Origin of the sequence: Caballeronia pedi, from assembly GCF_001544915.2 — a bacterium.
GTDB classification, from domain to species: Bacteria; Pseudomonadota; Gammaproteobacteria; order Burkholderiales; family Burkholderiaceae; genus Caballeronia; species Caballeronia pedi.
The window spans coordinates 1-12,304 of sequence record NZ_FCOE02000079.1 but is presented as its reverse complement, the minus strand read 5'-3'; the positions used below and the strand labels follow the sequence as shown (position 1 = coordinate 12,304).

General features: G+C 60.4%; 9 protein-coding genes and 2 pseudogenes. 8 read left to right on the top strand and 3 right to left on the bottom strand.

Annotation, left to right across the window (positions count from 1 at the left end; translation table 11 throughout):
- The 3 genes and pseudogenes from AWB80_RS41975 to AWB80_RS41965 all read left to right on the top strand — a co-directional run.
- Window positions 1-296: pseudogene (locus tag AWB80_RS41975) on the top strand (ABC transporter ATP-binding protein); the annotation flags it as partial.
- Between the two features lie 19 nt (window positions 297-315).
- Entirely contained in the window at window positions 316-1,506 is a 1,191-nt protein-coding gene (locus AWB80_RS41970) for an ABC transporter substrate-binding protein (protein WP_061180490.1), read from the top strand.
- Window positions 1,499-2,326: an ABC transporter permease gene (locus tag AWB80_RS41965; RefSeq protein WP_061180489.1), complete on the top strand. Its 828-nt coding sequence runs from the start codon at window positions 1,499-1,501 to the stop codon at window positions 2,324-2,326. Before AWB80_RS41970 ends, AWB80_RS41965 begins: the two co-directional genes overlap by 8 nt.
- Before the next feature lie 229 nt (window positions 2,327-2,555).
- Here AWB80_RS41965 and AWB80_RS41960 read toward each other — a convergent pair whose 3' ends face one another.
- Window positions 2,556-3,842: an aminotransferase class V-fold PLP-dependent enzyme gene (locus AWB80_RS41960; RefSeq protein ID WP_061180488.1), complete on the bottom strand. Its 1,287-nt coding sequence runs from the start codon at window positions 3,840-3,842 to the stop codon at window positions 2,556-2,558.
- 48 nt (window positions 3,843-3,890) lie between these two features.
- On the bottom strand, window positions 3,891-5,216 hold the full coding sequence (gene gltP / locus AWB80_RS41955; protein ID WP_061180487.1) for a glutamate/aspartate:proton symporter GltP: 1,326 nt from the start codon (window positions 5,214-5,216) through the stop codon (window positions 3,891-3,893).
- Window positions 5,217-5,384: 168 nt separating this feature from the next.
- Here gltP and AWB80_RS41950 point away from each other — a divergent pair, with 168 nt between their 5' ends.
- Both AWB80_RS41950 and AWB80_RS41945 read left to right on the top strand, forming a co-directional pair.
- A complete protein-coding gene (locus AWB80_RS41950; protein ID WP_061180486.1) occupies window positions 5,385-6,293 on the top strand; it encodes a LysR family transcriptional regulator in 909 nt (302 codons plus the stop codon).
- A gap of 332 nt (window positions 6,294-6,625) precedes the next feature.
- Window positions 6,626-7,108, top strand: a complete 483-nt coding sequence (locus AWB80_RS41945; RefSeq protein ID WP_061180485.1) for a hypothetical protein — start codon at window positions 6,626-6,628, stop codon at window positions 7,106-7,108.
- A 104-nt stretch (window positions 7,109-7,212) separates the two neighbouring features.
- On the opposite strand, the gene AWB80_RS41940 is transcribed toward AWB80_RS41945, so the two are convergent.
- Window positions 7,213-8,340, bottom strand: a complete 1,128-nt coding sequence (locus tag AWB80_RS41940; RefSeq protein ID WP_061180484.1) for a YbdK family carboxylate-amine ligase — start codon at window positions 8,338-8,340, stop codon at window positions 7,213-7,215.
- 535 nt (window positions 8,341-8,875) lie between these two features.
- Between AWB80_RS41940 and AWB80_RS41935 the strand changes: the two genes are divergently transcribed.
- From AWB80_RS41935 to AWB80_RS41925, 3 genes and pseudogenes are all read left to right on the top strand, one after another.
- Entirely contained in the window at window positions 8,876-11,194 is a 2,319-nt protein-coding gene (locus AWB80_RS41935; protein WP_160147533.1) for an EAL domain-containing protein, read from the top strand.
- A gap of 6 nt (window positions 11,195-11,200) precedes the next feature.
- Window positions 11,201-11,938 (top strand): iron-containing redox enzyme family protein, encoded by a 738-nt coding sequence (locus AWB80_RS41930; protein ID WP_061180482.1) that lies wholly within the window; start codon window positions 11,201-11,203, stop codon window positions 11,936-11,938.
- A gap of 118 nt (window positions 11,939-12,056) precedes the next feature.
- A pseudogene (locus AWB80_RS41925) lies at window positions 12,057-12,304 on the top strand (OmpW/AlkL family protein); the annotation flags it as partial.

Here is a 12,304-nt window from a genome sequence, read left to right as displayed (position 1 = left end):
CCCTTTTGCTCGACGAGCCGTTCGGCGCGCTCGACGAAGTCACGCGCGCGGACATGCAGCAGTTGCTGATCGGCGCAATCCGGCGTACCGGCGCGTGCGCCTTGCTGGTCACGCACGACATCGACGAGGCGTTGCTCGTCGCCGATCACATCGTGCTGCTCGGTAATCGGGGCACGCTCGTCGGACGCTGGCCGGTGGACCTGCCGCATCCCAGACAGACGCAGATTCGTTCGCTCGGCGAGCTGCGCATTTCAATCCTTCAGGCGCTGCAGAACTCGATATCGGAAGCAGCCTGAATCAGCGGGGAAGAATTCGATGTGTCAATTGCCGATGTCACGCCGCGAATGGCTCAAGCTCGCGTCGCTCTTCAGCGTGGCGGGCGCGGCGCCGCTGCTGAAATCGTTCGATGCGCGCGCCGCCGCCGACCCGAACGCACCCGTGCGCATCGGCTATCTGCCGATCACCGACGCAACGCCGCTGCTGGTCGCGCACAACAACGGCTATTTCGACGCCGCCGGCATCCAGGCCGAGAAGCCTACGCTTCTGCGTAGCTGGGCCCAGCTCGTCGAGGCATTTCTGTCCGGACAAGTCAACGTCGTGCATCTGCTCTCGCCGATGACTGTCTGGGCGCGCTATGGCAGCAAGGCGCCGGCGAAAGTCGTCGCGTGGAATCACGTGAACGGCTCGGCGCTGACGGTCGCGCCTGATGTCGACTCGCTGGCGGACCTGGGCGGCAAGACCGTCGCCGTGCCGTTCTGGTATTCGGTCCATAACGTCGTGCTGCAGGACATGCTGCGCGCGCAGGGCCTGACGCCCGTGCTCAAGCGCGTGAGCGCGCCGGGACCGAAGGAAGTCAACCTGATCGTGATGCCACCTTCCGACATGCCGCCCGCGCTGGCCGCACGGCAGATCGCGGGCTATATCGTCGCTGAACCGTTCAACGCCGCCGCCGAGCAACTGAATGTGGGCAAAGTGCTGCGCTTCACCGGCGACGTGTGGCGCAATCACGCATGCTGCGTGATCTTCATGCACGAGCAGGATCTGACACAGCGCGCGGCGTGGTCGCAGAAAGTGGTCGATGCGATCGTCAAGGCGCAACTGTGGACGCGCGCTCATCCCGAAGACGCGGCGAAGCTGTTGTCGAAAGAAGGTGCGAATCACTACACGCCACACGCCTCGCAGTTGCTCGCGCGCGTGCTCGCCCCGCAGGCGGAAGACCAGAGCCGCTATCTCGGCGACCGCGCGATCCGGCATGCGGACTGGCATTCGAAGCGCATCGACTTTCAGCCCTATCCGTATCCGAGCTATACCGAAGAACTGGTGCGTCGTCTGAAAGCGACGCAAGTGGACGGCGCGAACGGATTCATCGCGTCGCTCGATCCGGCGCACGTCGCAGCCGATCTCGTCGACGATCGCTTCGTGAAGAAGAGCATCGAGGCGGCCGGCGGCATGGCCGCTTTCGGCCAGAGCGCGGGTTATGCGCGCACGGAGACGATCCTTGTCTAGCGTCCTCGTGCGGCAGACGTCCGTTGCGGCCCCACGCGTGCCGCGCGCGCGTTCGCACTGGCGCGGCGTGGTGCTCGGAATCGCGGGGCTTGTCGTGACGATCGGCGTCTGGTGGCTCGCCGTCGCGCTGCTCGCGGGCCACAACGCGCTGGCCGCGCAGTTTTCGCCGCTGCGCGCATTGCAGGCCTTGCCCGCGCTTGTCACCGAAGACCGCCTCGCCGAACACGTCGCGACGAGCCTCCGTCGCATCGCGGTGGGCCTTGCGTGGGCGCTCGTCGCGGGCGTGCCGCTGGGCTTCGCCATCGGCCGCATTCGCTGGCTGGAGCAGACGCTCTCGCCCACGTTGCAATTCCTGCGCATGATCTCGCCGCTTTCCTGGATGCCGATCGCCGTGATGTCGCTCGGCGTCGGCGATCGCGCCGTGTACTTCCTGCTCGCCTTCGCCGCCGTTTGGCCGCTCGTGATGAGCACGGCGGCGGGCGTCGCGCAACTCGACCGGCGCTGGCTCCAGCTCGGCGAGAGCCTCGCGGCGACGCGCGCGGAAATGCTCTGGCATATCTATGTGCCGGGCATCGCCGCGCATGTGCTGACGGGCGCGCGGCTCGCCATCGGCATTTTGTGGATCGTGCTGGTACCCGCCGAAATGCTCGGCGTGAGCGCCGGGCTCGGCTATCTGATTCTGGACACCCGCGACCGGCTTGCGTACTCCGAACTGACCGCCGTGATTCTCGTGATCGGCGCGCTCGGATTCGTGCTCGATCTGGCGGCGCGCGCGATTGCGGCGCGTCTGCGCGGCGGCGCGCCTGCCCGGGACGAGTGATGCGCGGATCAGCGGCGGTGCTCGCCAGCCAGTTGCCCGGCCTCGGCAAGCCGGGATGCTGGTCTAGAGTCGCCCCTTCGTAAGCGTGCCAGAAGATGCCGCGGCGCTGGTTCGTCCATGCTGCGCAAGCTGATACTCGATGCGGCCAAAGTGCGACACACGTAGATGCTCGTAGCCTCGGCTTCAGGACGCACCAAGCTTTCAGGATACGTCTCGATGCGTCACTCTCTCACCCGCCCCGATTCGCCAGCGCAACCTCCTCGGTCACTGCAAGGAACCTCGCCACGTCGCCCGGTGCGTGACAATGCAATGGAGAAATGCGCACGGCACCATCGAGATTGAACGATTTCAGCATGCGGCCAGAGTAGACGCTCGTGACGATGCGCTCATACACGACCACTCCGCGCTCTTCGTAGGCACGCACTGCGGCGGTCGGGTCCAAATCGTCGAACCCGATACCCGCGATCAGGTCGCGGCGCGTGAGGTCTTTGTGATCCCAGAACACGCGCACGCCCTCGATGGCTCGCAGGCCGCGCTGCCCCCCGACGCCATCGAGCATCAGTGAGAGCAGCGCGCGCTCGTGTTCCTCGATACGCTGCATGCCCTGCACGAACAGCTCGCGCCGGTCTTCTGCGTCGCTGAATTGCGCACCGATCCACGCGACGTAATCGACGATCGCGCTCACTACGGCAAACTGCGCCGGTGCGGGACTGCCGAGTTCCCAGACGCCCTTCTCCTTTGCATCGAGCCGATGATGCGGCAACTCCGCAAGTCTTTCCGATAGCCACGCGACACCCGCTCCTCTGCAACCAAAAAACTTGTAAGGCGCGAAATTGATGCCGTCGACAGGCGTCTTCTGCAGGTCAATGACCGCGTGCGGCGCGTGCTGGACCGCATCGATGATTATGAAGAGATCTGGCTTGCGCGCACGTGCTTGCTCGACAATGGCTGCAATATCGAGCTTCGCGCCCGAAATATTCGAGGCATACATCACGCTCAGCAGCGCCGTGTCATCGTCGATCAGCGAAACGATCGCGTCGACATCGACGCCGCCCGTTTCCGCGTTGCTCGGCGCAACGCGCAACGCCTTGCCCGTGCGTTCGCAGTACAGCTTCATCGCATCGAAGGACGACGGATGTTCGAGGATCGTCGTCACGGCGTTCGTGCCCGGCGTGTTCTCCATCACCGCGCGCACCATCTCGAACATCGCCGCTGATGCCGTCAGCGAGAGATACACGCTGCCGTCGCGTGCATTGAGGATGCGGCGAATATCTTCCTCGCCGCGCGTCTGAATGTCCTGCAAATACAGCGCGCGTTCGTGGATGCGTTCGGGACAGTCCGGCAGCGCATCGATGCGGGCGAAGGCTTCCAACGCGGCCCTCAGCCTGAACGATCCCCCTGCGTTGTCGAAGAAGAGGCGCGCACGCCCGTCGACATCGTGATCGATGTAATGAAAGCGGCTCTTGATCTGCTCCATGAGCGACGGCGAAAACAACTGTCCCTGGCTACTGCTCATCTCACTTGCTCCTCGTTCCATGATTTTCATATCCGCGTTCACCGATGCTCACGCGTCCAGCGATGCGATATAAGCCTTACCCTTCTCCGCGTCGTATTGGCCTTCCCATTTGGCGATGACGAGCGGTGCAAGCGCATTGCCGACCACGTTCAGCGCAGTGCGTCCCATGTCCATGATACGATCGACGCCCGCGATGAACGCAAGCCCTTCGAGCGGCAGACCCGCGCTCGCGAGCGTCGTCAGCAGGATGACGAACATGAAGCCGGGCACGCCCGCCGCACCCTTCGACGTGACGACCATCGTCAGTACGAGCACGATCTGCTCTTGCAGGCCGAGATGCACGCCATAGAGTTGCGCGACGAACAGCGTGCCGATGCCGAGGTAGATCGAAGCGCCGTCGAGATTGAACGTGTAGCCGGTTGGCACCACGAAGGTCGTGATGCTCTTCGGCACGCCGAAGTCCTCCATCTTCTTCATCAGTTGCGGCAGCACCGTGGCCGAGCTGCAAGTCGAGAACGCGATGATGAGTTCATCCTTGATGACCCGGAACAGCGTGAAGATGTTGAAACCGAAGAGCCGGGCCGTCACGCCGAGCACGAATACCGCAAACAGGATGATCGCGAGATACGTCACCGCGACGAGCTTGATTAGCGGAAGCAGCGAACCGAAACCGAAGCTCGCGACCGTCACGGCGATCAATGCACACACGCCGAAGGGCGCATAGCGCATGACCATGCCGGTAACCTTGAACATCGCATCGCTGATGCCCTTGAATGTCGCGAGCACGGGCTTGCGATATTCGGCGGGAACGGACTGCAGACCGAGTCCGAAGAGCACGGAGAAGAAGATCACCGGCAACAGGTCGCCACGTCCCATCGCCATGATGACGTTGTCCGGAATGATGCCGAGCAACAGCGCCATGAAGCCGTGATGTCCCTGCGTCTGCTGCGAGGTTTGCTGATAGCGCGAAATATCCGTGTGGCCGAGTTGCGACAGATCGGTGCCGAGTCCCGGATGCAGGACGTTGCCGAGCACGAGGCCCAGCACGATGGCGATCGTCGTGACCACTTCGAAGTAGATCAGCGTCTTCAGGCCGATGCGCCCGAGCGAACGACCGTCGCCCACGCCCGCGATGCCCATGACCATGCTGGTGAAGACGATCGGCACCACGACCATCTTGATCAGGCGGATGAAGATGTCGCCAGCAGGCTGAAGAAATGAGTTGATTGCGGTTTCGCGAAACTCCGGAAATCGGTTCAGCACCAGGCCCACGGCAATACCGACGACGAGGCCGATCAGAATTTGCCAGGCGAGCCCGACCCGCGGCTTGCGGTCCGTGCGTTCGGCTTGAGGTGTTTCCAAAACGGATTCCATGCGTCCTCCGGACACTTACCAGTTGATATGAATAGGCCGGTCCTTGCGAGCGAGCCCTGTCGAGCCTCGGCGCGGACTCGTTAGAGGAAAAAGTAACCAGTCAAAAAGAACTAAAAAAGCGATTTTTTTCTATGAGAAACTATCGCTTTAGGTGATGAAAATACGTTCATGCTGACCTTCAAGCAGATGGAAGCGTTGTACTGGATCGTCCAGCTTGGTTCCTTCGAGGCTGCCGCGACACGCTTGAACACGACCCAGTCGGCGGTATCCAAACGCGTGCAGGAACTGGAACGTGCGTTCGACGTCGCCGTGTTCGACCGCGCCAATCGCAGTGCGCGTCTCACGGAAAAAGGCGCGGAGTTTTTCGAGCACGCAAAAGAATTGCTCGAGCGACGCGATCAGATCGTCGAGCGCATGAGTTCGAAGCAATCGCTGGTGCGGCAGATCCGCATCGGCGTGACCGAGCTCACGGCGCTGACGTGGCTGCCGCGTCTCATCGCGGCGATTCAGTCCGAGTATCCGAAGGTCAAGGTCGAAGCAGAAGTCGATCTCAACGCGACTTTGCGAGAACGGCTGGCGGCGGCGACAGTGGACGTCATCATCGTGCCGCAGACGCACGAGGTCGAAGCATTCACGACAACGATCGTCGGTCAGGTCGAGAATGCGTGGATGTGCGCGGCGAGCCTCGCGCCAGGCAAGCGCGCCATTCCGCTGGCGGAGATCGCGAAGTTTCCGCTCATTTTGCAGGGCGGGCTGTCGGGAACAGGTTACGTGTACAGCCGGTTTCTGCAGGAACAGGGCGTGGCATTGCAGAAAGTGCTGGCGAGCAACAGCCTGATCGCGCAGGTGGGGCTGACGCTTTCAGGGCTTGGCGTCAGTTACTTGCCCAAGGCATGCCTCGCGCGCATGGTCGCGCGGCGCGCGCTCGTCGTGGTACCGACACGGCCCGCGCTGCCGCTGGTCAGGTATGTCGCTATGCATCGGGCAGAACGATCGCACTCACTGAGTGCTGCGGTGGCGAGGCTGGCTGCGCTATCGTGCGACTTCTCGTCTAACTTGCTCGATGCGGGACAGTGATCGTTGTTTTTCGCCTTTTCCCTTACGCATGCAATCACTCGTCCTCATGTGAGCGCTGTGTGGTGAACACATAAATCGCATGAAGGACGCTCTGATGTGGCGGTCATGAAACCGATTCATAGCAGGCTATCCATTCGTGCCAGTGCGCCAGCGGTGCGAGCGGATCAGAGCAATTTGTCTTTGCTGCCATCGTGACATGACCGAGACACACGCGGGGCCGAAAGTTTGCGACATAGTGAGTGACACGAGCAAAATATTCGGGCCGTTACCTTGCGAAGCCTTCGTGATGCACATAACATTTGCATCCAAGATCAGGACTGGGAGTTCCACAGATGCCTTCGTTCCACATAGCTGACTGGACTGTGCTCTGGTGGGGCTACGATGGAACTCTCGCCGCTTCCACATTGGCGCTTTTGTTTCTCCTGCAGTTTCCTATCCATAGGACGAAAAAGTCTGTTGATCTGAAGGAAGCAATCGGTATTTGCAATCAACTGATCGTCCTGAGCGAAGAAGTCCTCGAAGCCCTGTTGCGCGACACGAATGCCTGTCGTTTCCAAGACTTCATACGACTTGATGAATGGGATAACCTTTGTAGTGCTCTCGCCGAATTGTCCATCTGGCGAAGGCAACAAGGTCGATTCGCTGATCAAAGAGTTCAGTTATGCGACGCTGCGACTCGCGCTCGAGATCTGGCTAGGGTTCTAGTTCAGGTTCGTAGACTTTCTACCCCGTGGGCGGCGGAAGTTGCGCAAGAGTTCAAGACGTGCGCAATCAAGATCGAGGCCGCACGCCAGAACCTCGCCGAACACGTCTAGCCGAACCACGCAGGTCCCTGCGCTCTTTGCACTGGCTGGAACAGGCGATACCTTATCGTCGACGAACTAACTGTCGAACGATAGATCAACACGACATAGGCGAGTTAGCCAAGCGTCTCCGCTCCCCGCCAAATCTGACATTGCTGCCGAACGACTTCATGCAATGAGTCATGCGCCCCGTAGACGCGGCGTAGCCAGTCAGCATCGCTCAGACCGGAGGTCACATTGCGCCTGATGATGTCGAGGCCTTCCTCTGCTCCCAGCGCTTGCGCATGACTCGCGATCGCGTCGAGCGTGTCGACGATCTCGCTCCGAATCGAGCTCCGGTGGCCAGTCTCCGGATTCACGCACGTTCCGTCCAGACCAAAGCGACACGCCATGAACCGGTTCGTTCGATAGACTTCATAATCCCGCTCGCTAAGGCGCACAGGCCTGTCAACGAGCAGATAGCGCGAGAGGGCTTGTATATAGGCCGCGATCGCGGCGGCCCATTCGACGCGCAGTGGCGTATCCATGACACGAACTTCGATCGTGCCGTAACCCGGACTTGGGCGAATATCCCAGTAGAAGTCTTTGAGACTCTTGACGAGTCCCGTGTTGGTCATGCGATCGAAGTATTGCTCGAAGTCCGACCATCTCGTTACGAAGGGTGCATATCCGGCCAAAGGGAACGGTGCGACCGAATTGAGCCTGGCACACTGAAACTGCGTGTCGCTTCCTTGTACGAAAGGAGACGAGGCAGCCAAAGCGATGAAGTGTGGAACATAACGAGAAAGCGAGTGCAGTAGAAAAAGCGCCGAGTCGGCATCAGGACAGCCGACATGCACGTGTTGGCCGAAGATCGTGAATTGCTGATAAAGGGCCCCGTACAGCCCCATGAGGTACTCAGAGCGTTCGCGTCCGTCCGACCGTTGGTCGAACCAGTTCTGGAAGAAGTTTGTCCCTCCCCCGCATACCCCGACATTCAAAAAGTCAGCGGCGTGTACCAGCGTGTCGCGAAGAACCTGCAATTCCCTTCTCGCCTGACTGAAGTCCTTGCACACGCCAGTGGACACTTCGATCATCCCTTCTGTCGTCTCCGGATTGATCGCTCCCGCGAAGCTTTTCTCTTTGACTCGACTTAGCAGTTCCGTGGTCGCCTTGGTCAGATTGTAGTCGTGCGTATTGACTACCTGAATTTCGAGTTCGACTCCGATCGTGAACGAGTCTGAAGACGCGAATGGCTGCAGCATGAGATGTCCTGTTGCACGGAGATGAAGGTCAGGAGCAGCGTAGCCATTCTACGCAACCTGGTCTGCGAGGAAGAGCTAATTGCTATCGCAAGATTCGCACAGTCGTTCTTTGGCGTTTGAAAAGACCTTACCCGTTCGACGATCACTTTATTGCCTCGAACGAACTCGACTGCGAAGAAGCCAGGTGCATGCGCTAAAAACAACAGTTCGCACTCTTTCTTATTATCAAACGCTTCGACTGGGTTTGTCGCAGGTACTATTCGACCCTCGCGATTTCGAGTAGAGCCTCAAGTTCATATTCCTCGCGCCGTTATTAATCGAAGCGACAAAACTCACCGCAAAGGACGACCGTTCGGAATAATCCGGACGGCGCCTTGTGGCGGGACTTTTTTTGTTACCAAGCGCAGAGAACCCGATAACAAGGCTCGATATGCCAGCGGCATCGAAGACCAATCGACAGTTATTCAAAACTACATGGCCGTTTCTGGCAGTCGTTGCGTCGCTGCTCGCGCTTGTCGCGACGAGCCTCTCGATCATGTCGTCCGTTCGTGCTTATATCGGTGGTGAGAGTACTTGGTCCAAAGGCCAGAAAGACGCAGTCTTCTTTCTCATTCGCTATGCACAGACCGGCGATGGAGAAGCCTTCCGCCAATACGAGAGTGCGATTGCCTACCCGCTCAATCTGAAGCGGGCCCGACTCGCGCTGGAAGGTGCCAGTCCCGATCTCAGGTCGGCTCGGCAAGCACTGCTCGAAAGCGGCGTCGACCCCGCTGACGTGAGCCCGGTCATCTGGGTTTTCCGGACTTTCCGACGCGTTAGCTACTTCGAACACGCAGTGACATATTGGACACGAGGCGATGCGCTCGTTGACCAGCTCGTCGCGACCGCTCAAAAACTGCGCCTCGCCAAGTCCGCCGGCGTGCCCGGCCAAATCGAAGTCGAGCTCTTGACCAGCGAAATCTGGAACATCAATTCGGCCATTGCGCCGGTTTCGCGTGGATTCGCGGATGTGCTCGGCTCCGCGTTTCGAAAAACAGCCTTGTTGCTGTTCGGCATCAACGTAGTGGTCGCGGCGCTCCTGGTCTCCTTGTCCGTGTGGTACGCACGCCGCTTCATCACCGCGCGACTTGCCTCGGAGCATGCGTTGCGGCGAAGCGAGGCGCGTGCGAAAGCCACGCTGGGTTCGATCGGCGAGGCGGTCGTTTCAGTCGGACCGACGGGTCTCGTTGAATTCATCAATCCCGCCGCGGAGCGGCTTTTCTGTCGCGAAGCCGATGGCTGCGTGAAACACGAGCTGACTGCGATCGTCTCGATCGTGCGCGAATGGGACCGGCGTCCCGTTGATCCGATCGAGCAGGCGCTGCGCGGCAGCGAGCCGTGGGACCCGAGCACCGATCTCGTGCTGACTAACCAACAAGGCACCGAGACCGTGGTGCAGGCAATCACGTCCGTTGTTCACGATACATCCGATACGATCACCGGCGCCGTGCTGCTGTTACGGAACATGACCCGTGAGCGCGAATACGTCTCGAACCTTTCCTGGCAGGCGTCGCATGACGGCTTGACCGGCCTGCTGAACCGCACGGAGTTCGAGCGGCGCCTGTTCGCATCGCTCGATGAGCAAGCGGGCGTCAAAACCCCGCAGCGCCCCCGCATGCTGATGATGCTCGACCTCGACCAGTTCAAAGTGGTCAACGACACCTACGGTCACGCGGCGGGCGACACCATGCTGCGCGAGATTGCGGCTCTGTTCAAGCGATGCCTTCGCGACGAGGATTCGCTCGCGCGTCTGGGCGGCGATGAGTTCGCCGCGCTCATGGCCGATTGCGACGAGCAAACCGCGATGAAGATCGCCGAGCGCCTGAGACAGGAAGTGGCCGCGTTCAAATGGTCATGCGAAACACACACGTTATCGACGAGCGTGAGCATCGGCCTGGTCGATCTGCGCGGGCTCGACATGGAAACGGCGATGCGCTTCGGCGATATTGCCTGCTATCTCGCCAAGGAGCGGGGGCGCGATCGCGTGCACCTCGCCGTGCGCGGCGACAAGGAACTCACGCGTCACGCGAGCGCCATGTCATGGTGCGGCCGCATCAAGGACGCGCTGGCGAACAATCGCTTCTGCCTCTACGCTCAGGAGATCCGCGCGGTTCAGCGCCCGGACGGTATCGACGAATCCACACAGCATCCGCGTCACGTCGAAGTGCTGCTGCGCATGGTCGGCGAAGGCGGCAAGATCGTATCGCCCCACTACTTCTTGCCCGCCGCCGAGCGCTACGGACTGATGTCCGCGATCGACCGCTGGGTCGTGCGCGCCGTGTTCGCGACGCTCGCGAGAACAGGCAATCCCGAAGGCGTCCAATACGCGATCAATCTCTCGGGCGCCTCGATCGGCGACGAGCGCTTTCTGCAATTTCTGACCGAACAGTTCGAACTCGGCAGCATCGCTCCTGAATCAATCTGCTTCGAAGTGACCGAAACCACCGCGATCGCCAATCTCGCGGCCGCCGCGCGTTTTATTCGCGAGCTGAAGAAGCGCGGCTGCAAGTTCTCGCTCGACGACTTCGGCGCCGGCATGTCCTCGTTCGGCTATCTGAAACATCTACCGGTCGATTACATCAAGATCGACGGCGGATTCATCAAGGACATGCTCAAAGATGCCGTTAGCAAGGACATGGTGGCAGCGATCAACGACATCGGCCATTCGATGGGGCGTCTGACCATCGCGGAATACGTCGAGAACGAAGCAATCCTGCGCGCACTGAGCACGATGGGCGTGGATTTCGTTCAAGGATTCCATGTGGGCCGACCGGCCCTTTGGGCGCAGAACGTTGAATTTCTTGCAATGACGTAGGAGGAGATGTTGGATCCCACTTTTCAGCGGGTTGGCGACTTAAAGGACATCGCCAGCTACCCGGCCTGGCTCGGCGATGTAGTGACCGAAACGAACGAGACCAAGCAAACCGTCACCGGCCATCCCATCTTTGCCGCGATGCGCGAGGCAAAGCTGAGCTCGCGACAGGCCGAAGCGTTTCTCGTCAACGGCTGGCCGGTCGTCGAGCAATTCCCGCAGTACATGGCGATGAATCTGCAAAAGCTGCGCTACGGGCATTCGCGCGGCGAGGATCTGGCGCGACGCTATCTGACCCGCAACATCCGCGTCGAGCAAAATCACGCGGACTATTGGGTCGACTGGGCAGCCGCGCACGATGTCAACAAGCGCGCATTGATGAAAGGCGGCGGCCCGTCCCTCGCCTACGCACTTTCGCACTGGTGCTGGAAGAGTAGCAGCGGCGATCCGCTTGCCGCGAGCATCGCCGCAACCAACTTCGCGATCGAAGGTGTCACGGGCGAGTGGTCGACATTTGTTTGCAGCAGCGACACCTACGCGAACAGTTTTCCCGTCTCGATGCGCCGCAAGGCCATGCGCTGGCTCAGTCTGCACGCGCACTACGACGACGCGCATCCGTGGGAGGCGCTCGAGATCGTCGCTACGCTGCTCGGCAACGCGCCAGGCGTGGACGAGGTGCACGCGGTGAAGCGCAGTATCGAAATGAGCTACGCGTATTTCAAAGTGAGTCTCGACTGCTGTCTATAGAGACCGCCGGTTCACTTGCTTTCCTTTGTCGTGCGTTCGTCGCCCCGAGCCGTCTGGCTGAGGCGATGTGGACGCGCTCGCCTGTCACCGATTGAAATCTGAAACGAGAAGAGAAGAAATGAAGCTGAAACACATTGCATACGCGGCCCTCGCAACGATAGGCATGGCAGGCGTGACGAGCGCACATGCGCAGTCCGCGGGCGATATCCAGGTCAGTGCTGGCTGGATGCACTTCGCACCGCAGGATTCGAGTGGTCCGTTCAACGTCACCGCACTGGGCCAGACGGTCACGAAACAAGGCGCGAGCGCGTCAGTGAGTGATGCCGATACCTTCGGACTGACGCTCCAGTATTTCGTCACGGATCA

Bases quoted from the DNA above. Each gene is read 5' to 3' on its own strand.
- AWB80_RS41970 (WP_061180490.1), top strand. From the start codon at position 316: ATGTGTCAATTGCCGATGTCACGCCGCGAATGGCTCAAGCTCGCGTCG.
- AWB80_RS41960 (WP_061180488.1), bottom strand. From the start codon at position 3,842: ATGAGCAGTAGCCAGGGACAGTTGTTTTCGCCGTCGCTCATGGAGCAG.
- gltP (WP_061180487.1), bottom strand. From the start codon at position 5,216: ATGGAATCCGTTTTGGAAACACCTCAAGCCGAACGCACGGACCGCAAG.
- AWB80_RS41950 (WP_061180486.1), top strand. From the start codon at position 5,385: ATGCTGACCTTCAAGCAGATGGAAGCGTTGTACTGGATCGTCCAGCTT.
- AWB80_RS41945 (WP_061180485.1), top strand. From the start codon at position 6,626: ATGCCTTCGTTCCACATAGCTGACTGGACTGTGCTCTGGTGGGGCTAC.
- AWB80_RS41940 (WP_061180484.1), bottom strand. From the start codon at position 8,340: ATGCTGCAGCCATTCGCGTCTTCAGACTCGTTCACGATCGGAGTCGAA.
- AWB80_RS41935 (WP_160147533.1), top strand. From the start codon at position 8,876: ATGTCGTCCGTTCGTGCTTATATCGGTGGTGAGAGTACTTGGTCCAAA.
- AWB80_RS41930 (WP_061180482.1), top strand. From the start codon at position 11,201: ATGTTGGATCCCACTTTTCAGCGGGTTGGCGACTTAAAGGACATCGCC.